Raw genomic sequence first — 21,784 nt, 5'->3', positions numbered from 1 at the left:
CATAACCTGTGGAGGAATGAAATGAAACTTATGTTGAAAGCAGTCACGATTGCGTCGGCAATTATTGCAACCCCGGCCTTGGCTGAACATTGGACCTTGTCGCCCGAAGGCTCGCACCTGGCCTATGGCACCATCAAGAAAGACACCGTGGGCGAGGTGAATTCCTTCACCAACCTGTCAGGCCATGTCAGCCCTGATGGCAAGGCCGAGATCGAGATCGACCTGTCCTCGGTCGAGACGAATATAGACATCCGTAACGAGCGCATGATCGAGCATGTCTTTCGCAATGCAGGCACGGCGACTTTGACCGCCCAGATCGATATGGACGAGGCGAAGGCGCTGGCCGTCGGTCAAACAGCAGTCGTTGATGTCGAAGCGGCACTGTCGCTGATCGGCACGGATGTTGAGTTTGATACTGAAATGTTCGTCCTGCGGGTTTCTGAGAAATCCGTGATGGTCTCGACCAATGACATGGTGTTTCTCAGCACCGAAGACGCGGGCGTGAATGCCGGGGTCGACAAGCTGATGGAGCTGGCCAGCCTTCCCGGCATCACCCGGACCGTGCCCATCACCGCACGCCTATTCTTCAACATGGACGAGCAAAAAGCCGACGCTGGGACAGCTGCTCCGGTTGAGGTCGCCGCTGTTGCCGCAGTTGAAGGGGATATCAAGGCGGGCAAAAAAGTTTATCGCAAGTGCAAGGCGTGCCATCAGATAAAAGAGGGCAAGAACGGTGTAGGCCCCTCGCTGTACGGCATCGTTGGCGCGTCGGCTGCCCAAGCGGATGGGTTCAAATACTCGGACGCGCTGAAAAGCTCGGGCATTGTTTGGGATGTCGAGACCCTGACCACTTTTCTGGCTGACCCCAAGGGTACTCTGCCCGGCAACAAGATGCAGTTCGCCGGCCTGAAGAAGGATGAGGACATCACCAACGTCATTGCCTATCTGCAATCGGAATCGGAAGGCTAACGCCGGAAAGCTGTTCCTTCGCCTGCCCTGCCGCGCTATTCCTGTCCATGGCAACATAGAAAAGGAAGGCGGGGCATGAGCGAAACGGTCAAACTGACTTTGGATGAGATCCACGGGCTAAGCCTGACCATCCTAAAAAACGCGGGCTATGGCCCGGACCATGCCACCGCCATCGCGGATTTGCTGACCACCTGCCAGATCGACGATTGCCACTCGCACGGACTGTTTCGCCTGCTCATGTGTGCAGAAACGATGGACGCGGGCAAGGTCGACGGCCATGTCGCGCCAGTCATCACCCCCTCAGACAATGCCATTGTCCGTGTCGATGCACGCGGCGGGATCTCCTTGCTGGCCTTTCATGAGGCCCTTCCCCACCTGATCGAGAAAACGCGCACGCACGGCATCGCCGCAATGGCGATCAACCGGTGTTTCCATTTCTCAGCCCTCTGGCCCGAGGTTGAACAATTGTCCTCGGCTGGGCTGGCCGCGATGGCGATGGTGCCCAGCCATTCCTGGGTCGCCCCAGCCGGAGGTACACGCGGGTCACTTGGCACCAACCCGCTGGCCTTTAGCTGGCCGCGTCAGGGTCAGGATCCATTCACCTTCGACTTTGCCACCAGCGCCTTTGCGCGGGGAGAGATCGAGCTTTACCGCCGCGCAGGCAAACCCCTGCCCGACGGCGTAGCGCTCGACAAGAACGGCAACCCAACAACCGACCCGCACGCTGCGATGGAAGGCGCGATGCTGACCTTCGGCAGCTATAAGGGGTCGGCTTTGTCGATCATGATCGAGCTTTTGGCTGGGCCCTTGATCGACGATCTGACCAGTCTGGAAAGCTTGGCCTATGCCGACGGCACCAGCAGCGCACCTTATCATGGCGAGATCATCCTGGCCTTCGACCCCGCCCAGTTCAGCGGCGGCCGCGTGGACGAAAACGATGCCCGCGCCGAGCGGCTGTTTGCCGAAATCACGGGTCAGGGCGCGCGTCTGCCCTCGCAACGGCGCTATGCCGCGCGTGCGCGCAACAGGGCGCGGGGCTATGCAGAAATCTCAAAAACGCTGCACGACGATCTGCTGGCTCTGGCCCGTTAGAATTCGGCCTCTTTCCCTTGCCGGTGCCTGTGGCTAAGAAGACCCTCCGACCCAGTTGAAGGAGACCCCCTTGGACCGCATCGCACGCACCATCGCCGCCGAGATCAACGCCCGCCCTGATCAGGTCGGCGCTGCGGTCAAACTGCTGGACGAGGGGGCCACAGTCCCATTTGTCGCCCGCTACCGGAAAGAGGCGACCGGCGGGCTGGATGACAGCCAGCTACGCACCCTGTCTGAGCGACTGGACTATCTGCGCGAACTCGATGCCCGCCGTGACACGATCCTGAATTCAACCCGCGATCAAGGCAAACTGACCGACGACCTGGCCAAGTCCATCGCCGGGGCCGAGACCAAAGCGCAGTTGGAAGACATCTATCTGCCCTACAAGCCCAAGCGGCGCACCAAGGCGATGATCGCACGCGAAAACGGGCTGGAGCCGCTGGCCGAGGCGATATTGGCCGACCGTTCTGCTGACCCCGACGCGCTGGCCGGGGGCTATGTCTCGGACGCAGTACCCACGACCAAAGATGCCCTGAACGGTGCCCGCGACATCATCACCGAACGTTTGACCGAAAACGCCGTCCTGCTGGGTGAGTTGCGCAGCTTCATGCAACGCGAGGCCCTGCTGACCGCAAAAGTAATCGACGGCAAGCAGACCGAAGGGGCCAAGTTCAGCGACTATTTCGACCACACCGAACGCTGGGCCGATACACCCTCGCACCGGGCGCTGGCGATGCTGCGCGCCTCGAAAGAGGGGATCGTGACGCTCGATATTGCCCCCGACCCCGAAACCGGCGCTGCGCGGGCCGAGGCGATGGTCGCCGCCCATCTAGGCACGCGGACCAATTCACCCGGCGATCTTTGGTTGCGCAAAGTGGCGGGGTGGACATGGCGGGTCAAACTGTCTCTGTCGATGATGGTCGAATTGATGGCCGATCTCAGAAGCCGCGCGCAGGACGAGGCGATTCAGGTCTTCGCCCGCAACCTGAAAGACCTGCTGTTTTCCGCCCCCGCCGGGGCCAAGGCAACGCTGGGGCTCGATCCCGGCATCCGTACCGGTGTCAAAGCGGCGGTGGTCGATCCCACCGGCAAGCTTGTCGCCACCGACACTCTGTATCCGTTCCAACCCAAAAACGATCTGCGCGGCGCGCAAGCCGCCATTCTCAAGCTGATCTCGACCCATGACATTGACCTGATCGCAATCGGCAACGGCACCGCCAGCCGCGAGACGGAAAGCTTTGTCGCTGATACGCTGAGACTGCTGCCAAACGCGGTAAAAGCCCCAACCAAGGTGATCGTCTCAGAGGCGGGCGCGTCGGTCTATTCCGCCTCGGAACTGGCCGCGCGCGAGTTTCTCGATTTGGACGTTTCCCTGCGCGGCGCGGTCTCAATCGCGCGCCGTTTGCAAGACCCGCTGGCGGAACTGGTTAAGATCGAACCCAAGTCCATCGGCGTCGGGCAATACCAGCACGATGTCGACCAGCACCGACTGTCGCAATCGCTGGATACTGTGATCGAAGATGTGGTGAACGCGGTCGGTGTCGATCTGAACACCGCCTCGGCCCCCTTGCTGTCGCGGGTGTCGGGTTTGGGTCCGGGTTTGGCCGACGCCATTGTGGCCCATCGGGACGTGAACGGCGCGTTTGACCGCCGCGAAGACCTGCTGAACGTGGCGCGCCTTGGCCCACGCGCTTTCGAGCAATGCGCGGGTTTCCTTCGTATTAGAGACGGATCCGAGCCGCTAGACGCCTCCTCAGTCCACCCCGAGGCCTATGGCGTGGCGCGCCGCATCGTGGCCGCCTGTGGGCGCGACATTCGTCAGATCATGGGGCAGAAAGACGCGCTGAAAGGTCTGCAAGCCCGGCGTTTTGTCGACGATGCCTTTGGCCTGCCCACCGTGATGGATATCTTTACCGAGCTTGAAAAGCCCGGCCGCGATCCGCGACCCAGCTTCAAGACCGCCTCTTTCGCGGAAGGGGTCAATGAGATCACCGACCTGAAACCAGGAATGCGGCTTGAGGGCACCGTCACCAATGTCGCAGCTTTCGGGGCATTTGTGGATATCGGCGTGCATCAGGACGGGCTGGTGCATATCAGTCAACTGGCCGACCGCTTCGTCAAAGATCCACATGAGGTCGTCAAAACCGGTCAGATCGTCAAAGTCGCGGTCGTGGAAGTGGACGTCAAACGCAAACGCATCGGCTTGTCTATGCGCAAAGATGGCGGGGCGGGCCAAGCGGGGCGCGGGCGTCGTTAACAGATTATCTATTTGGGTTGCGCGCTCGGTTTCGCTAGGTTGACGGAAAATGACAGTCGGAGAGACCAGAATGCCCTCATTATTCAGTCCATTTGACCTGCGATCCGTGTCGTTCAAGAACCGTATCGCTGTCTCGCCGATGAGCCAGTACAGGGCGAAAGAGGGAGTCGCCAATGACTGGCATCTGGTGCATCTGGGCCGGTTTGCCATGGGCGGTGCCGGGCTGGTCTATGCCGAAGCGACCGCCGTCACCCGTGACGGGCAACGCACGCCCGGCGATCTGGGTCTGTGGGATGACGCCCAGATTGCCCCGCTGAAACCCATCGCCGATTTCATCACTCGTGAAGGCGCGGTGCCGGGCATTCAACTCAGCCATGCCGGGCGTAAAGCCTCGGAGCGGCGTCCTTGGCACGGCGAAACTCCGCTGGATGAAGAAGACGCCACGCAGCGCGATGAAGCGGCTTGGCCTGCAATAGCCCCCTCTGCGCTGCCCTATGCCGAGAGTTGGGCGACGCCGCGTGAGATGACCGAGGCCGATATCGAAGACGTCATCGCAGCTTTTGGTGCGGCCGCACGACGGGCGCAGGCTGCCGGATTCAAGATGATCGAGGTCTATGCCGCGCATGGCTTTCTGGTGCATCAATTCCTGTCCCCGATTACCAACCAGCGGTCGGACAATTGGGGCGGAAGCGCCCAAAACCGAGCGCGCTTTGCCGTCGAGATCGCACGTGAAATCCGACGAAACTGGCCTGAGGACTATCCTCTGGCTTTTCGGTTATCGGCGTCGGACTGGGTGGACGGCGGCCTGACCGTCGAAGACACCGTTGACATCGCCAAGGCGCTCAAAGCTGCCGGGGTGGACATGATCGATTGCAGCTCGGGCGGGATCGGCGGCAAGGATCGCCCGCAGCGGATGACCATCGGACACGGCTTTCAGGTGCCGTTTGCATCGCAAGTCCGGTCCTGGGCGGATATGCCGACGATGGCGGTCGGTTTCCTGTGGGACCCCAAGGTGTGCGACGCGGTGATTCAAAAGGGCGACGCCGACATGATCGCCGTGGCCCGCGAATTGCTGGACGACCCGAACTGGCCCCTGCGCAGCGCCGCTGCACTAGGGGCCGACCAGAACCATGCCCTATGGCCCGTCGAGGCCGGATGGTGGCTGATGAAACGCAACCGGCTTTTGTCCAAACTGGGCCTGCGATAGCGCATCAGATCGCGCCTCGAGGTCCAGCGAGGCGCTTCTCTGTGTCGAAAATGGCGTCGCCTGCGCGAACATGGCTAAGACGGACACATCCGATACAAATGATACACGTCTGGGGATACTCTGGCGGACAAGGGATCGCTAGCATCTGCGCCAAACTCGTAGTTTGTTGGTCAGGATTTAACGATGTCAGAATACCAGTTTGTCGAATCTGCCCCGTTTGAGACCGGGTTTTCCCGGATCTATGACCAGCAGATTGCCCCATTCCTACGCGAGAAAGAAGTTGAACGTCAGGCCGCCGTCTCGCGCAGTATGTTCTGGATCAAGTTCTCTGGCGTTGTTGCCGTCGTACTGGCCGGACTAGGCGGGTACTACATTCATCCTCTTTTTGCGATTTTTCCACTTGCTTTCGGCGGGGCCGCGGCCTTGATCCTTTATCTGGAACGAGGCGGAAAAGTCAGTTCCGATGTTTCGAAATACATTCGCCCCATCCTGTGCAAATTCCTAGGGCATATGGAGCTGCACTCGGACGTACCTATGAGCTTCCTTCCGATTGGGCGCTTGGTTTCATTGCAAATCATACCTGAATCCGAACGCGTGCGCGAAAATCACGCGATCAGCGGCACCTGGCGGGACACCAATTACAAACTGCTGCAAATGAGCTGCTCGGACACTTACAGAGACAGCGACAACAAACGAAAGACCAGAACCTTGTTCTCGGGCATCGTGCTGGAAATCGACTGCCCGGCAACAATACCACGCACGGTCTTCGTCAAAGATTTCGGTGGGACCCTAAACAAGCTGTATAGCTGGGCAAGCCGCAACGTCTTGCCCCAACATCGCTGGGATCTTGGCCTAGAGGATGCCGAGAAGATCTTTGAGGTTTTTACCGACGACCCGCACCAGCTGGAACAATACGTCAAACCCGAATTTGCTTATACACTGAGCGAGATCGCCAAACGCTACCAAGGTGGGCGCGACTATTGCTCAGCGGCATTTTCGGGCAAGAAATTCTATCTGGCGCTCAGCCTTCCCCACGGGTTTCTCAGCTTCAACCTTGGTGGTGCCCCGCTGAGTGAAGCGGATGAAACCATCCATCGCGCCTTCCGCGATCTGGTAATGCCACGACAGATCATTGATGCCCTTCATCAATGAACGCTGTCGGGCGGCTCAGTCTTTCACCGATTGCATCGACACATGGGTCGAGGTGCTGTCCACATGCGGGAGCGTGGACACGACACGGCCCAAAATCTCACGGTAACTGCGCATATCCTTGGTGCGCAGTTTCAGCAGATAGTCAAAGGCACCCGCAATCATGTGGCATTGTTCGACCTCGGGCGCGCGTTGCACGGCTTCATTGAACTCAGTCAAAGCCGCTTCGGTGGTGATTTTCAGGCTGACCTCGACAAAGACCACCTGTTCGACCCCCAGCTTCGAAGGGTCCAGAATCGCGCGAAACCCCTGTATATACCCTTCCGAGATCAGACGTTTCATCCGCACCTGACAAGGTGTCTTGGACAATCCGACCCGCGCCGACAATTCCGTAACCGGAATACGGCCTTCACGGCTCAGAATACGTAGGATTTTCAGGTCATGTCGGTCTAGTTGACTATTTTTCTCTATTAACACGGTCTCAATCGCCAAAACTAAATAGGAAATTTGGTCAATAAACACGCCTATTTTGAAGCTTTAGTCAACATAACTTTCGGCGATTTGGTAAGATTATTTAAATCGAAAGCGGATTGGAAAGAACATGACTGGGCTACATGATATTCGTCTGAACCTTCGACACAACCACCTGCGGGCAGAATTCGAGGTATTGCTGGACCTGACAAGCCGCAATCCGATTGACGCAGCAAGGCGGGCGGTGGTCCAGAATCGCGCGGCTGATCTTGTACGCGCGATCCGCAACGACAGCCGCCCCGGCCTGATGGAAGTCTTTCTGGCCGAATATGGCCTATCCACCAATGAAGGCGTGGCCCTGATGTGTCTGGCCGAGGCGCTGCTGCGGGTGCCCGATGCAGATACGATTGACGCGCTGATTGAAGACAAGATCGCACCTTCGGCCTGGGGGCAGCATCTGGGGCAATCGTCGTCGTCTCTGGTCAACGCCTCCACCTGGGCGCTGATGCTGACGGGCAAGGTGCTGAAGGACGGCACCGGCATTGCTTCGACCCTGAAAGGGGCGGTGAAACGGCTGGGGGAACCGGTGATCCGGGTCGCGGTGGCGCGGGCGATGAAGGAAATGGGCGCGCAATTCGTGCTGGGTGAAACCATCGAAGAAGCGCTGGAACGCGGCAAGAAACAGGAAGCCGAGGGTTACACCTATTCCTACGACATGCTGGGCGAGGCCGCCTTGACAGCCCACGACGCCGAGGCGTTTCTGGCCGCCTATTCGGACGCCATCGCCAAGCTGGCCACGGAATGCGACGCGCAAGACATACGAGAAAATCCCGGTATTTCGATCAAGCTCTCGGCGCTGCATCCCCGCTATGAGGTCGGGCAAAAAGACCGGGTGATGGCGGAGCTGGTGCCTCTGACGCTGCAACTTGCACAACAGGCCAAGGCCGCCAATATGGGCCTGAATATCGACGCGGAAGAGGCGGATCGGCTGGATCTGTCCCTTGACGTGATCGAAGCTGTTCTGCGCGACCCGTCGCTTGCGGGCTGGGACGGGTTCGGCGTGGTCGTGCAGGCCTATGGCAAGCGCGCAGCCTATGTTCTGGATTGGCTGCATGCGCTGGCTGCTGAATTGGACCGTAAAATCATGGTGCGTCTGGTAAAAGGTGCCTATTGGGATACCGAGATCAAGCGAGCACAGGTCGAAGGGCTGGGCGGCTTCCCGGTTTTCACTCGCAAGGCGGCCACCGATATCTCGTATATCTGCTGCGCCCAGAAACTGCTGGGCATGACAGATCGGATATATCCGCAATTTGCCACCCATAACGCCCATACAGTGGCCGCGATCCTCGACATGGCCACAGACACACGCAGCTTTGAGTTCCAGCGCCTGCACGGTATGGGCGAAAGCCTGCATGATCTGGTCCTGAACGGCAGCGGCACCCGGTGCCGGATTTACGCGCCTGTCGGGGCGCATCGGGATCTTCTGGCCTATCTGGTGCGACGCTTGCTGGAAAACGGGGCGAACTCTTCGTTCGTGAACCAGATCGTCGACCAATCCGTGGCCCCGGAAATCGTCGCCGCCGACCCGTTCGACGCGCTCGACTCAGGCTCTAACGCGGCTGTTCTGCTGCCTGCCGACCTTTATGGGACCGAACGCCCGAATTCACGGGGCTGGGATTTGCACGGCACCGACGATCTGGCCGAGATCGAACAGGCCCGCGCGCCATTTCGCGCAAAGTTCTGGCAGGTTGGGCCGCTTTTGGAGGGCGCGTCGCAGAACACCACAGACCGCCCTGTCCTCAATCCCGCCGATCACGCGGACAAGGTGGGTGTGGTGGCTGAGGCATCGGTCGAGGATGTCAAAACGGCACTTGGCGCGGCAGCCCAGTGGAACGCGGGTGCTGAAACGCGTCGCCAGACCCTGTTTCGCGCCGCCGAGCTATATGAGCAGAACTTCGGAGAGCTGTTTGCCATCCTCACCCGCGAAGCGGGGAAGACCCCGATGGACGCCATCGCCGAGCTGCGCGAGGCGGTCGATTTCCTGCGCTACTATGCTGTGCGCGGCACCGAAGTCACGCGACCTGCGCGTGGTGTGATGGCTTGCATTTCACCATGGAACTTCCCGCTGGCGATCTTCACCGGGCAGATCGCCGCCGCACTGGCCGCCGGCAATGGTGTCCTGGCCAAACCGGCGGACCCAACGGCCATAACCGCCTGGGTCGCCGTCAACCTGATGCATGAAGCCGGGGTTCCGAAGACGGCGTTGCAACTGCTGCCGGGCCGCGGCTCGGTCGTAGGCGCACGGCTGACGTCGGACCCAAGGATCAAAGGGGTGTGCTTTACCGGCTCGACCCACACGGCGCAAACGATCAACCGCGCCATGGTGGATCAGATCGCCCCCGAGGCCCCTTTGATCGCCGAAACCGGTGGATTGAACGCGATGATCGTGGACTCTACGGCGCTGCCGGAACAGGCGATCAAGGACATTGTTGCCTCGGCCTTCCAATCCGCCGGTCAGCGCTGTTCTGCGCTACGGCTGCTTTACGTACAAGAGGACGTGGCCGAACCCTTCCTCGAGATGCTCTACGGCGCGATGGATGAGCTGGTCGTGGGCAACCCATGGGACTTGCGTACCGATGTCGGGCCGGTGATCAGTGACGGCGCGCAGGGTGAAATCCTTGCCTATGTCGAAGACGCCCGCGCACAGGGGCGTGTGTTGAAAGAACTGGATACCCCGACAGACGGGACCTTCGTTGCCCCAACCGTCCTGCGTGTATCGGGTATTGGTGATCTGGAAAAAGAGGTGTTCGGCCCGGTCATGCATGTGGCCACCTACAAGGCCGCCGAGCTGGACGCGGTGGTCGCCGCGATCAATGCCACGGGCTTTGGCCTGACCTTCGGAATGCACTCGCGCATCGACGACCGGATCGAACAGGTTACGTCGCAGCTGAACGTCGGCAACATGTATATCAACCGCAACCAGATTGGCGCGATTGTGGGGTCCCAACCTTTCGGGGGTGAGGGGTTGTCGGGCACCGGGCCCAAGGCGGGCGGTCCGTCTTACGTCAAGCGCTTCACCAAGCCGGTGACGCAAAGCTTTGCCGCGGCTACGGGACAGGCCGCCGATGAGGCCACGGTTCAGGCTGTCCTGACGGCGACCAAACGCCCACCGCGTATCGCGTTGAAACGGCAACAGCTACCGGGGCCGACGGGCGAGTCGAACACGCTGTCGACCTATGGCCGTGGCATCATCCTGTGTCTTGGCCCATCGCTTGAGGCCGCGCAGGCGCAGCGCGAAATCGCTGTGGCGCATGGCTGTTCCGCCGTCATCGTTGCGCCCGGCGCAACGGGTCCGAACACGGTGGACGGTGTACTGGAACCCGCTGTGTTAGGCTCGATTTCGGGCTTCGATGCGGTTGTCTGTTGGGGAGAAGAGGCTCAGCTTCGGGCCATCCGCACGGCCTTGGCGCAGCGACCCGGTGCTTTGATCCCGATGATCAATGACGCGGATTTCGGCGACCGCTGTCAGCTTGAGCGTCACGTGTGTATTGACACCACTGCTGCCGGTGGCAACGCCTCGCTTTTGGCGGCAGCAAGTTGACCCGCGACCGCCCCGGCAGACCGATTTGTCCGGGGCGGTGCACAAAAATGAGAGGCGGTCAGATCACCCCACCTTTACGACCATCTTACCAAAGTTCCCCCCGGCCAATAACCGATTGAACGCTTCAGGCGCGTTTTCCAGCCCCTCGACCAAGTGTTCTTTGTAAGTGACCGAGCCGTCTTTTAGCCAGCCGGTCATATCGCGAACGAACTCCTGATACACTTCGGGGCCGAAATTGTCGAAAATGATGAAACCCTGCATGCGTACCTTCATCCGCAACAACGTCCCCATGATCACCGGGCCCATATCCGGCCCCTCGGGCAGACCGGGCAGGTTGTACCAGGCCATGACGCCGCAAACCGGAACGCGCGCGAACGGGTTCAACAAGGGCAGAACCGCATATAGCACCTTGCCGCCGACATTCTCGAAATAGACGTCGATGCCATCCGGGCAGGCATCACGCAGTTGTCCAGCCAGATCATCCGAGCGATGATCCAGACAAGCATCAAATCCCAGATTTTGCACCACATGCGCGCATTTCTCGGGCCCACCCGCAATGCCGACCACCCGGCAGCCTTTCAGCTTGGCAATCTGACCCACAGTCGCCCCCACCGGGCCTGAGGCTGCGGCGACAACGACGGTCTCACCGGGTTTTGGCTCACCGATTTTCAGCAGCCCGGCGTAGGCCGTATAGCCCGGCATCCCCAAAATCCCCAGCGCCCAGGACGGGTTGTCTGGTGATTGACCAAGATTGACCACCTGCACCCCGTCCGAGATCGCATAATCCTGCCAGCCGCTCATGTTCAGGACATAATCGCCAACCGCAAAGCCCTGAAGGTTCGACTGCTCGACCCGTCCCACGACCTGCGCAGTCATAACACCGCCGATCGCCACCGGCTCGGCATAGGATTTTGCATCATTCATGCGTCCACGCATATAGGGGTCCAAGGACAGAAAGACCGTGCGCACTAGCATTTCATCTGCCCCGGGCGTCGGGACATCGGTTGTCTCTAACCGCAGAGTGTTCTCGTCTGGCTCGCCCTTGGGACGTTCGGCCAGAACAATACGGCGGTTTGTATCGGGGGATTGGGGCATGGTGCTCTCCTACAAATCGGTTTGCCGTAGCAGAGACCGGATAGCTAAGATGTGCAACCCAATCTGCCCCGGAATTGTGGCGTTACAACCATAGGCTGCTGAAATCCACCGATCTCTTCACCTTGCAAGGGTTTGACATTGCCGGGCCAATCGCCAACAACTTGCATGTCTCATTTCGTCAACCGACCCGCTGCGCCCGTGGTTTACAATCCTCATTTCGAAGGGCTGGCGCGTTTTGGGCCTGTTGCGGCAGGGACACGGCCCTCGGGGGCACGACACAACCAGGAGGATAGGCAATGAAAGTCGGCGGCGTTCACTATCGGTCGATCTGGCGCGATGCGCAAAGCGGCGCAGTGCGGATCATTGATCAACGCTGGCTGCCGCATGAATTCAAAGTCGTCACCTTGTCCGCATTGGAAGATTTCGAAGTCGCAATCCGCGACATGTGGGTGCGCGGGGCGCCTCTGATCGGGGCGACCGCCGCCTATGGCATGGCCGAGGCGATGACGCGGGACCCCTCGGACGTGAATTTCGAACACACCAGCACCGTTTTGAACGCGACGCGGCCCACTGCGGTCAATCTAGCATGGGCACTGGCGCGGTGCCGTGCGACTCTGTTGCCGCTGCCCCCTGAAAACCGGGCGGACGCTGCCTGGGCGCTGGCCCAGGAGGTGTTCGAGGAAGATATCGAAATCAACCGCCGCATTGGTGAAAACGGCCTGGCCCTGATCAGAGAGATCGCCGCGAAGAAGCCCGCAGGCGAGCCAGTGAACCTTCTGACCCATTGCAACGCCGGCTGGCTGGCGACGGTCGATTGGGGCACGGCCACCAGCCCGATGTACCACGCCTATAACGAAGGGATTCCGATCCATGTCTGGGTCGACGAAACCCGCCCCCGCAACCAAGGCGCCCTGACCGCGTGGGAGCTGGGCGAACATGGCATCCCGCACACCTATGTGGTGGACAATGCAGGCGGGCATCTGATGCAGCGCGGGCTGGTCGATCTGGTCATCACCGGCACCGATCGCACCACCGCACGCGGCGATGTGTGCAACAAGATCGGCACCTATCTCAAGGCGCTGGCGGCCCATGATAACGGGGTGCCTTTCTATGTCGCTCTACCCTCGCCCACAATAGACTGGTCGCTGCAAGACGGGGTCGCCGAAATCCCCATCGAGGATCGCCCCGAGGCCGAGATTACCCGTATTCAGGGTCTGAATCAGGGTCAGATCGGCGAGGTTCTGGTCACGCCACAGGGCACATCAGGCGGCAATCCGGCCTTTGACGTCACCCCCAACCGTCTGGTCACGGGGCTGATCACCGAACGTGGCATCTGCGACGCCAGCGCCCAAGGCCTGGCCGGCCTATTCCCCGACAAAGCCCATTGAAAGCCCACAGACTGCAAACCGAAAGAACACCGATGATTGAAAACTGGTACGACGCGGCAAAAGCACAGAAATGGCGCGCGGCGGCGGGCGATGACCCTGCCGATCAGGAACTGGCGGAGCGTGTCTATACCTCGCGCCTAATCGGCCAGAACCCCGACCTGTTGATGCATGGTGGCGGCAATACTTCGGTTAAACTGGAGCGTCCTGATCTGTTCGGCGACCAGCGTCAGGTGCTGCATGTCAAAGGTTCGGGCTGGGATCTGGACACGATCGAGGCACCGGGTCTGCCAGGGGTCTGGCTTGATCCTTTGCTGAAGGCCCGGCAACTTGAAACCCTGTCCGACGAAGACATGGTCAACTACCAACGCTCGAACTTACTGGATTCGACCTCGCCCAACCCGTCGGTCGAAACGCTGCTGCATGCGTTTCTGCCTCATAAATATGTCGACCACACCCATGCGACTCCGTTCCTGATCCTGGCTGATCTGCCCAACGCGGCCGAGATCTGCCGAGAGATCTTCGGCGATCGTCTGGGCATTGTGCCCTATATCATGCCCGGCTTCGATCTGGCCAAGGCGGCCGCTGATGTCTACGACGCGAACCCCGCGGTCGAGGGCCTATTGCTGCTGCAACACGGGCATTTTGCCTTCGGTGACACGGCGCAGGAAAGCTATGACAAGATCGTCAGCCACACCAATGAGGTCGCCGCCTATCTGGGCCTGACGGGCGTCACCCCTATCGGCGAACGCCGTCCAGCTGAGGGTTTACAGGTTCTGCCTATGCTGCGCGGTGTCATCGCCGAGGTGAATGCCGAGCGCGACGACGCGATGCCCATCTTTGATCTGCGCAACGGCGATCATACCCATACCTTCATGGCCCGCCCCGATATCGACGCGCTGGCCACACGTGGGATGGCATCACCCGATCACGTGATCCGCACCAAGGGCCGCCCGCTGGTGCTGCGCCGCGCCGATCTAGCCAACCGCGAGACCATCAAAGCCAAGGTCGAAGGTTTTGCCGACGAGTATCGCGCCTATTTCAACCGTCAGGCTCCGCACGCCAAGGAACCCAAAACCCTGCTGACCCCTGATCCCAAACATGCCTGGATCGAAGGGATCGGCATCGTCGGCATGGGCGGAAACGCCAAGGCAGCAGCAGCAGCGGCCGATCTGGCCGAGCAAAATATCCGCGTGCGCGCCGTTGGCGAAGATGCGGGCGGGTTCTATCCAATCAGCGAAAAGGACATGTTCGACTGCGAGTATTGGTCGCTGGAACAGGCCAAGCTGGGCAAGGGAACGCCATCGCCGTTTCAGGGCAAAGTCGTTATGATCACGGGCGGTGCGGGCGCGATCGGGGTGGCCACGGCCAAAGCCTTTGCCGCCAAGGGGGCCAACCTGGTGCTGATCGACAAGGACCCGCAGGCGTTGGATCAGGCGCTGGACCAGCTTGGGCGATGGCACGTCCCCCATGCCGAAGACATCACTTCGGACGGCGCGGCTCAGCGGGCGATGGACGCCGCGATCCTAGCCTTTGGTGGGTTGGACATCCTGATCTCAAACGCAGGCACAGCAAGGTCGGGGGCTTTGCTGGATCTGGACGATGCGGCCTTCCGGCAGGCATTCGAATTGAATTTCTTTGCCCACAAGAATTTTGCCACCGCCGCCGCCCGCGTGATACAGGCGCAGGGACGCGGCGGGCAGATCCTGTTCAACATCTCAAAACAGGCGGTCAATCCCGGCAAGAATTTCGGGGCCTATGGCACACCGAAAGCGGCCACCATGTTCCTGATGCGCCAGTTGACTTTGGAACTGGCCGGTGCGGGCATTCGCGTTAACGGGGTGAATGCCGACCGCATCCGCTCGGGCCTGTTAACGGACGATTTCATCAAGGAACGCGCCGCCGCCCGTGGTGTCAGCGAAGACACCTATATGGGCGGAAATCTTCTGGGCCGCGAAGTTCAGGCTCACCACGTCGCCGACGGTTTCGTGACCCTTGCACTGTCCAAGCGTACAACCGGCCACGTCCTTACCGTCGATGGCGGCAACACTGAGGCCGAATTGCGTTAGCCGGGTGATTTCTGCGCCTGCTGCCACTCTCGCCAATGCTGGTCCAAAGGCCCCTGTACTGCAGCCATCACGGCCTCGGCCTGTTCAGCGGGAATGGCGACGCGGTCAATCGGGGCGATACTGGGATTGCACCAGGTCGTGGCCCCCAGCCGGTTGCCAAAGCAATCAAAAATCACGTAGTCGAAATGGTCAAACATATCGGCCAGCAGATAGCTGTTATTGGGTGAACTCGCGACATTGAACTCAAACGCCACAACGGGTCGGAAGTTTTCGAACGTTTTGTGAGCACCGTGCAGGACCTCAAGCTCGAACCCTTCCACGTCGATTTTGATGAAACCAGGTGTCAGGTCGAACTGATCGACCAGCACATCAACGTTCAGCATATCCATACGGATGGTTTCAAAATCATCCTCGATATCAGGGAAGAACTCTTCAATGTAATTTGGGCGCGCGGAGCCAAGCTCGTGATGAGTTTCGGAATAGGTAAAACTGACATCGCTGGCCGCCCGAGACCCTATAAGCACATTGGTAATGTCGACCTGCGGGTCGCCCGCAAAACCTTGCTGCAACGCGCGATGCAGCGTCGGGTGCGGTTCGACTGCAATCAGCTTCTGGTCCGGTCGGCGAAAGGCATTGCGCATGGCATGGGTGTGAAACCCTTTGTTTGCCCCGATGTCGATAGCGTCACCGCCGCGTTCAAGCACCGGCGTATAATATAGCCGGACAACTTCATGCAGCGCCTGCATGAAGGGATCAGGAAACCAGCCGTCTTTTACAAACGGAGCATACTGCGTTTGCAACTGCTGCGGCGTCGGTGCCTGAGGACTGGATTGCACCGTTAAATTTAACGCTTTGAACGTCATCAGGGTTATACGCGGGTCGCTGAACCGAAGGCCAATGAACGGATCCACTTCGGACCCATCCAGCTCGAAAACCAAGGTCTCGCGGCCCCAAGCATGATCCAGTAACCGCGGGTGAGAAACCGCGTTGAAATTTCGATTTTCGGGGGCGCCGTGCTCCAAATAAGCTTCGAAAACAGGCGGCATGTCGCCGCTTTGATCATGGCGCCCAAACCATGAGAACGACACTTCAACCCACTGTTTTCCTCCTGACAGGTCAAGAACCTGGTCAAGGCGGAGAAATGCGGCATGGAAGTGCATATCCTGATTTTGAGAAACCCGGACGAACCGCGCTGTTCTATCCCTGACCTCGAAGGTCATATAATCTGGGCTTGTCGAAAATACTTCCATCAAATGCGATCCTTAGTGAGGCGTCGGAGGCCAAAAAAGCTTACGGCCCAAAATAGCTGTTGTGTGCGGTTAAGTCAGCCGGCACGCTAGAAGTCAATCGACATAAACACAAGCAATGACCCCTCAAATAACCCATTCGAAACTGGCGATTTTCCGCTTGTCCCGCTCCACTGCATTTGCCCCTGTTCAAATCCAATGTGCTAGTGTCTGGTAAATGTCACTTTAGTGTGCGAGTGACCTACCCGACGAATGCGGAATGAGGCTCAGGATGAGAGTATTGGTGACGGGTGGAACCGGTTTTCTGGGGCAAGCAGTCTTACGCCAATTGGCGGAGAAACCTTTTCACATAGGCAGCTTGCAACGGGCATCATCTACCTCTGTTGACGACCTTCTCGCAGATGGCTCCGCGACCGTTGAGACACTGATCCTGAAACCAGAACTGAAGGATATTTGCGCGCAGGTCGAAGCCTTTTCGCCTGATGTAATCGTGCATATCGCGGCCGTTTCTCGGGCCAAGGAAGACGAAGAGGGCATACGCGCGATGCTCGAGGTCAACACGCTATTGCCGTCGCTTCTGGCCCAGAGCGCGGCGCGCTGCGGGGCGAAGGGCATGGTGGTATGCGGCACAAGCTGGCAAACTTCGTCGCCAGAAAACATCTATGACCCGTTCAACTATTACGCAGCGACAAAGCAGGCCGCCGAAGATATTCTGGTTCCTTTCGCAAAGAACGGGCTGAATGTCATTTCCCTTAGAATGTTTGACAACTACGGCCCATCAGATTGGCGCAACAAAGTCGTCGATCTTGTTTTTAACGCGGTCGTCGCGCAAGAGCCCCTGAAAATGTCGCCGGGGTTTCAGAAAATGGACCTCGTCTACGTCGAAGACGCGGCGGCTGCGATTGTCGCCGCGACCGAGCGCGCGGCAGGCGACCCGCTGGACCAATTGGAAGTCTATGGTGTGTCTTCAGGCGAGCATCACTCGCTTCGCGATCTCGAAGCATTGATCGGCGAGATCGCGGAGGCAGCACCCCCCATCCAATGGGGTGAGCGCCCGTATCGTCCGAATGAAATAATGGAGCCCAACCGCAAATTGGCGCGCGTTCCGGGGTGGTCCCCTCGCGTAAGTCTTCGTAAAGGTCTTGAAAGAGTGTGGGAATCAAAACGCAACGCATTGAGACTGGCAAAGTAAATGTCGCAAAAACACACGTTCACAACTCTCGCGCTGCTGGACAACATCCAGTTTCCTAAGCTGGAAAACGGCAAACCGCTTGCCTTGAACTACAGCCACGACAAGAACCTGTTTCAATTTGTGCATGAAGCGCTCAGACGCGGTCACACTGTATTCTTGGCCTCAGCGCAGGAACCTACGGACCCGAAATTCCGCGTGAAGGTAGTCAGCGCCTACCCCAACTATGTGTGCGAAACCGCAGATATTAACAACAAGGACGTCGATTTTGTCGTGAGCGTTTTTCCCGACGCTCTCAACATCAAGCCGACATTTCCCAATGCCAAGATCATCGCCATTATGCCCGCTTTGCATTGGGTTGAAGATCCCGGCTTGTTTACGCACGACTACTTGCGGCGGGTGATTACCGCGGCCCGCTATCATGTGGACTATTACGTCACCCAAAATATCCGTATGAAGCAGGTGCTGTTTTCCTTGCTGCACCTGCTGGCGCGGTTTCCTTACGAAGATCGTATCCTGGTCGCACCCCAAGGGATCGTGGATGAGGTCAAGCGACAGGCCCCTGATCGGCAGAAACTGCGGCAGAAACTGGGACTAGAACCCGATGACATCATGGTTCTGAATTCCGGCGGCATTTGGAAATGGACAGACTTCAACACTTTTTTCCAGGCGTTCTGCGAATTTACTGTCGAAAACCCGTCTCATAGGCTGCGGCTCTACATGATGGGAATTGTGCAGCCTTTTAACCGCGATCACGACGAATACGTCGCGCAATTCCGTGCCATTCTGGACAAGTACCGGGATAAGCTGGGTAAACACCTTGTCCTGTTTGAAGACTGGGACGAGGGCGGTAAACATGTCCAAGACTATCTGAGCATCGCCGATGTTGGGATCAATGTCAGCCAGGACACGCTCGAGGCGTGGCAAAGCTACAGAATGCGCTTTCTGGACTACATGTATTTCGGCATTCCAGTGATCAACACGTCCGGGGATGATTTTTCGACCAGGCATCCCGACGCGTTGTTCGTTTGCAAACCCAAAGATACGAAATCGTATAAAACCATATTCCGGCAAATTACGGATCGCCCGGAGCTTGTCAGCGAAAAATCAGCCATGATGCGCGAAATTGCAGCTGAATATGATAGCCAGCAAACCTATGGCCGCCTGATCGAAAAGCTCGAGCGTTTACCCGCGCGCCCTGAAAAAGACCATGTCTTGTGGGATGCAAGCATTGCCGATCAGCCAGATTTTTCAGCAACACCTGCGCTTCACCATGCTCAGGAACGGCATAAAAATTGGTTTGTCAGAACTTGGAGACGCCTCACCCAGAGCCGGAAACGCAACCGAATGCGGATGAGACACATGTTAGCGGGACAAAGTTATCTGATCGAGCGGCAGGCGGTGGCTGTCGACCAGCTTTCGAAGATAGATATGCAGCAAAAGGAAATTGCCGACGCTCTGGATCGCCTGAACTCGGCCGTCAATCAAAAGGACGCGCCAACGCAACAAAAGTAGGAATGGAATACTTGTTGCAAAGGGCAGCAGCATTTGGGAAGCGTAAACCACAATAAATACTCGAAGAAATTATTTGCGTTCAATAAATCCAAACACCCAGGAACTGAAAGATAGAAAAATGAAGGCTGTTATTCTTGCCGGCGGGTTCGGTACGCGCCTTGCAGAAGAAACCGGATTGCGCCCCAAGCCGATGGTTGAAATAGGCGGCAAACCGATCTTGTGGCATATCATGAAAACCTATTCCCACCATGGCATCAATGATTTCGTTATTTGCCTGGGATATAAGGGCTACTTTATCAAAGAGTATTTCCAAAACTATTTCTTGCACAATGCCGACGTCACTTTTGACATCAAACAAAACAGCATGACCGTCCATGAAATGCGAGCCGAGCCTTGGACCGTTACACTGGTTGAAACCGGCGAAAACTCTCAGATTGGCGGCCGGATCAAGCGGGCTTCGCGGTATTTCAAAGATGACGAGGCCGTGTGCATCACCTATGGGGACGGCGTCGCTGACGTTAACATCACTGCTGCCATCGAATTCCATAAACAACACGGAAAACTGGCTACCGTCACCGCCGTTCAGCCTCCGGGGCGTTTTGGCGCACTGGACCTTCAAGACGAGAAGGTGCTCGGGTTTCAGGAAAAGCCGGTTGGCGACGGCGGCTGGATCAATGGCGGATATTTCATCGTTTCTCCGAAAATCGTGGACTATATCGACGATGACTTCACGGTTTGGGAGCGCGAACCTCTGGAAAACCTTGCAAATGACGATCAGTTGCGGGCTTGGTACCACCATGGTTTCTGGCAACCCATGGATACCCTGCGGGACAAGGAGCATTTGAACCGTCTTTGGTCCAACAACGAAGCAAAATGGAAAGTGTGGTGACGTAGCATGTCTAAGAAAATCCTAGTGACCGGAAACACAGGTTATGTCGGCCCCGTTCTGGGGCGTTTTCTGAAACAGCGACACGCGGACCTGCATCTGGTCGGGTATGACGCGGGCTTTTTCTCGCATTCGCTGACCGGGTCCGATTTCCTGCCCGAAATCGTGTATGACACACAGCACTATGGCGACACACGCGACATCACCGCTGACCATCTTGCGGGCTGCGACGCGGTGGTCCATCTGGCCGCCGTTTCCAACGACCCCATGGGCAAAGAATTCGAAACAGTCACCCATGACATCAACCGCGCCGCAAGCGTTCGGCTGGCCAAGCTTGCCGCCGAATGTGGCGTATCGAATTTCGTCTTTGCCTCCTCCTGTTCCATGTACGGCGCGGCCGAGGGCGGCCCGCGCAAGGAAACCGACGCTACCGCCCCGCAAACCGCCTATGCCCGATCCAAAATAGGCACCGAGCTTGACCTGCAAGAGGCCGATCTGGGCGACATGACCCTGACCTCTTTGCGGTTCGCAACTGCCTGCGGCATGTCCGACAGGCTGCGTCTGGATCTAGTGCTGAACGACTTCGTGGCCTGCGCCATGGCTACCAACAAGATCGTCGTTCTCAGCGACGGAACGCCGTGGCGGCCCTTGATCGATGTCGAGGACATGGCTCGCGCCATTGAATGGGCAGCTCTGCGCGAAACGTCGAATGGCGGTAAATTCCTGGCCGTGAATGCCGGACGTGACGAAAGCAATGTGCGTATCTCTGAGCTGGCCGAAAAGGTCAAAGCACAATTCCCCGGCACCGTGGTCGAGATCAATACCGACGCGCCGCCCGACAAACGCTCGTACCAGGTTGACTTCGCGCTGTTCAAATCGCTGGCCCCCGAGTCCATCCCGCAAGTGACGCTCGAGCAATCCATCGAACGTCTGCGCGCAGGGCTGGAACATTTCGGCTTTGGCGACACTGATTTCCGCAGTTCGTCTTTCATCCGACTGAACGCACTGCGTGCGCATATCGACAGCGGACGTTTGTCGCGTGATCTTCGCTGGGGGTCGCTGTAAATGCTGTTCACCCCGACCCCGCTTGAAGGGGCTTATCTGATAGAGCTGGAAAAACGCGGCGATGACCGCGGCTTCTTTGCCCGAATGTTCTGCGAGGACGAGTTCAAAGCACATGGCCTTGTCGGAAAGTTCGTGCAGATCAACAATTCATTGACCATGTCGAAGGGCACAGTGCGGGGTATGCATTATCAACTTCCCCCCCACGCCGAGGTCAAGCTGATGCGCTGCGTAAAAGGTGCGATCTTCGATGTCATCGTCGATCTTCGGGATGGGTCAAAGACGTTCGGTCAATGGTTCGGCGCTGAACTTACCGCTGAGAATCGCAAGATGATGTATGTGCCGAAAGGCTTTGCCCACGGCTTCATGAGCCTTACTGATGACACGGAAATCATCTATCCGGTCAGCGCGGCATACGCGCCGGAAAGTGAGCGTGGTCTGCGTTGGGATGATCCGGCGATCGGCATCAATTGGCCTATGGCAGCTCAGGAAGTTTCGCAGAAAGACCAAACGTGGAACGATCTGGACAGATCGACCCATGCAGTAAAAGAAACTGAGTAATTTGCGGAAACTGGCCCAGGATTTCTGCA

Annotated in this window: 16 protein-coding genes; 13 read left to right on the top strand and 3 right to left on the bottom strand. The window is 58.3% G+C overall.

Going from position 1 to position 21,784, the window contains the following annotated elements:
• Positions 1–21: 21 nt before the first annotated feature.
• From ACR0DB_RS12425 to ACR0DB_RS12405, 5 genes are all read left to right on the top strand, one after another.
• Positions 22–969, top strand: coding sequence for a c-type cytochrome (locus tag ACR0DB_RS12425; RefSeq protein ID WP_480551242.1), 948 nt, complete (start codon positions 22–24; stop codon positions 967–969).
• Between the two features lie 75 nt (positions 970–1,044).
• Positions 1,045–2,061, top strand: coding sequence for an Ldh family oxidoreductase (locus ACR0DB_RS12420; RefSeq protein ID WP_480551240.1), 1,017 nt, complete (start codon positions 1,045–1,047; stop codon positions 2,059–2,061).
• Between the two features lie 70 nt (positions 2,062–2,131).
• On the top strand, positions 2,132–4,318 hold the full coding sequence (locus tag ACR0DB_RS12415; protein ID WP_480551238.1) for a Tex family protein: 2,187 nt from the start codon (positions 2,132–2,134) through the stop codon (positions 4,316–4,318).
• 70 nt (positions 4,319–4,388) lie between these two features.
• Entirely contained in the window at positions 4,389–5,525 is a 1,137-nt protein-coding gene (locus ACR0DB_RS12410; RefSeq protein WP_480551236.1) for an NADH:flavin oxidoreductase/NADH oxidase, read from the top strand.
• Between the two features lie 183 nt (positions 5,526–5,708).
• On the top strand, positions 5,709–6,677 hold the full coding sequence (locus ACR0DB_RS12405) for a DUF3137 domain-containing protein (protein WP_480551234.1): 969 nt from the start codon (positions 5,709–5,711) through the stop codon (positions 6,675–6,677).
• A 15-nt stretch (positions 6,678–6,692) separates the two neighbouring features.
• On the opposite strand, the gene ACR0DB_RS12400 is transcribed toward ACR0DB_RS12405, so the two are convergent.
• On the bottom strand, positions 6,693–7,151 hold the full coding sequence (locus tag ACR0DB_RS12400; RefSeq protein WP_331252117.1) for an Lrp/AsnC family transcriptional regulator: 459 nt from the start codon (positions 7,149–7,151) through the stop codon (positions 6,693–6,695).
• A 124-nt stretch (positions 7,152–7,275) separates the two neighbouring features.
• On the opposite strand from ACR0DB_RS12400, the gene putA reads away from it, so the two are divergent.
• A complete protein-coding gene (putA, locus tag ACR0DB_RS12395) occupies positions 7,276–10,746 on the top strand; it encodes a bifunctional proline dehydrogenase/L-glutamate gamma-semialdehyde dehydrogenase PutA (RefSeq protein WP_480551232.1) in 3,471 nt (1,156 codons plus the stop codon).
• Between the two features lie 63 nt (positions 10,747–10,809).
• Here putA and ACR0DB_RS12390 read toward each other — a convergent pair whose 3' ends face one another.
• On the bottom strand, positions 10,810–11,841 hold the full coding sequence (locus ACR0DB_RS12390; protein ID WP_480551230.1) for an NADP-dependent oxidoreductase: 1,032 nt from the start codon (positions 11,839–11,841) through the stop codon (positions 10,810–10,812).
• 296 nt (positions 11,842–12,137) lie between these two features.
• Between ACR0DB_RS12390 and mtnA the strand changes: the two genes are divergently transcribed.
• Both mtnA and ACR0DB_RS12380 read left to right on the top strand, forming a co-directional pair.
• The gene (mtnA, locus tag ACR0DB_RS12385) at positions 12,138–13,229 is read left to right on the top strand and encodes an S-methyl-5-thioribose-1-phosphate isomerase (protein WP_480551228.1); all 1,092 of its coding nucleotides are present in this window, start codon (positions 12,138–12,140) and stop codon (positions 13,227–13,229) included.
• Between the two features lie 32 nt (positions 13,230–13,261).
• On the top strand, positions 13,262–15,295 hold the full coding sequence (locus tag ACR0DB_RS12380) for a bifunctional aldolase/short-chain dehydrogenase (protein WP_480551226.1): 2,034 nt from the start codon (positions 13,262–13,264) through the stop codon (positions 15,293–15,295).
• Here the strand turns inward: ACR0DB_RS12380 and ACR0DB_RS12375 are convergent.
• A complete protein-coding gene (locus tag ACR0DB_RS12375) occupies positions 15,292–16,341 on the bottom strand; it encodes an FkbM family methyltransferase (RefSeq protein WP_480551224.1) in 1,050 nt (349 codons plus the stop codon). The two genes, ACR0DB_RS12380 and ACR0DB_RS12375, sit on opposite strands and share 4 nt — an antisense overlap.
• A gap of 472 nt (positions 16,342–16,813) precedes the next feature.
• Here ACR0DB_RS12375 and ACR0DB_RS12370 point away from each other — a divergent pair, with 472 nt between their 5' ends.
• From ACR0DB_RS12370 to rfbC, 5 genes are all read left to right on the top strand, one after another.
• A complete protein-coding gene (locus ACR0DB_RS12370) occupies positions 16,814–17,734 on the top strand; it encodes an NAD-dependent epimerase/dehydratase family protein (RefSeq protein WP_480551222.1) in 921 nt (306 codons plus the stop codon).
• Positions 17,735–19,246 carry a glycosyltransferase family protein gene (locus tag ACR0DB_RS12365; protein ID WP_480551220.1) on the top strand — a complete coding sequence of 504 codons (1,512 nt, stop codon included), beginning with the start codon at positions 17,735–17,737 and terminating at the stop codon, positions 19,244–19,246.
• Between the two features lie 118 nt (positions 19,247–19,364).
• Positions 19,365–20,135, top strand: a complete 771-nt coding sequence (gene rfbF, locus ACR0DB_RS12360) for a glucose-1-phosphate cytidylyltransferase (protein WP_170773284.1) — start codon at positions 19,365–19,367, stop codon at positions 20,133–20,135.
• Between the two features lie 6 nt (positions 20,136–20,141).
• Positions 20,142–21,197 carry an NAD-dependent epimerase/dehydratase family protein gene (locus ACR0DB_RS12355; protein ID WP_170773282.1) on the top strand — a complete coding sequence of 352 codons (1,056 nt, stop codon included), beginning with the start codon at positions 20,142–20,144 and terminating at the stop codon, positions 21,195–21,197.
• Positions 21,198–21,755 (top strand): dTDP-4-dehydrorhamnose 3,5-epimerase, encoded by a 558-nt coding sequence (rfbC, locus tag ACR0DB_RS12350; protein WP_480551217.1) that lies wholly within the window; start codon positions 21,198–21,200, stop codon positions 21,753–21,755.
• The last annotated feature ends 29 nt before the right edge of the window (positions 21,756–21,784 follow it).

The organism is Ruegeria sp. AB6, assembly GCF_056542685.1.
Note: the sequence above shows the minus strand (reverse complement) of the source record. Positions and strands in the feature narration are given on the sequence as shown.

What these genes read in the sequence shown, in the direction of transcription:
- mtnA (WP_480551228.1), top strand. Translation starts at nt 12,138, where the DNA reads ATGAAAGTCGGCGGCGTTCACTATCGGTCGATCTGGCGCGATGCGCAA.
- putA (WP_480551232.1), top strand. Translation starts at nt 7,276, where the DNA reads ATGACTGGGCTACATGATATTCGTCTGAACCTTCGACACAACCACCTG.
- rfbF (WP_170773284.1), top strand. Translation starts at nt 19,365, where the DNA reads ATGAAGGCTGTTATTCTTGCCGGCGGGTTCGGTACGCGCCTTGCAGAA.
- ACR0DB_RS12410 (WP_480551236.1), top strand. Translation starts at nt 4,389, where the DNA reads ATGCCCTCATTATTCAGTCCATTTGACCTGCGATCCGTGTCGTTCAAG.
- ACR0DB_RS12420 (WP_480551240.1), top strand. Translation starts at nt 1,045, where the DNA reads ATGAGCGAAACGGTCAAACTGACTTTGGATGAGATCCACGGGCTAAGC.
- ACR0DB_RS12425 (WP_480551242.1), top strand. Translation starts at nt 22, where the DNA reads ATGAAACTTATGTTGAAAGCAGTCACGATTGCGTCGGCAATTATTGCA.
- ACR0DB_RS12365 (WP_480551220.1), top strand. Translation starts at nt 17,735, where the DNA reads ATGTCGCAAAAACACACGTTCACAACTCTCGCGCTGCTGGACAACATC.
- ACR0DB_RS12390 (WP_480551230.1), bottom strand. Translation starts at nt 11,841, where the DNA reads ATGCCCCAATCCCCCGATACAAACCGCCGTATTGTTCTGGCCGAACGT.
- ACR0DB_RS12375 (WP_480551224.1), bottom strand. Translation starts at nt 16,341, where the DNA reads ATGCCGCCTGTTTTCGAAGCTTATTTGGAGCACGGCGCCCCCGAAAAT.
- rfbC (WP_480551217.1), top strand. Translation starts at nt 21,198, where the DNA reads ATGCTGTTCACCCCGACCCCGCTTGAAGGGGCTTATCTGATAGAGCTG.
- ACR0DB_RS12380 (WP_480551226.1), top strand. Translation starts at nt 13,262, where the DNA reads ATGATTGAAAACTGGTACGACGCGGCAAAAGCACAGAAATGGCGCGCG.
- ACR0DB_RS12370 (WP_480551222.1), top strand. Translation starts at nt 16,814, where the DNA reads ATGAGAGTATTGGTGACGGGTGGAACCGGTTTTCTGGGGCAAGCAGTC.
- ACR0DB_RS12355 (WP_170773282.1), top strand. Translation starts at nt 20,142, where the DNA reads ATGTCTAAGAAAATCCTAGTGACCGGAAACACAGGTTATGTCGGCCCC.
- ACR0DB_RS12405 (WP_480551234.1), top strand. Translation starts at nt 5,709, where the DNA reads ATGTCAGAATACCAGTTTGTCGAATCTGCCCCGTTTGAGACCGGGTTT.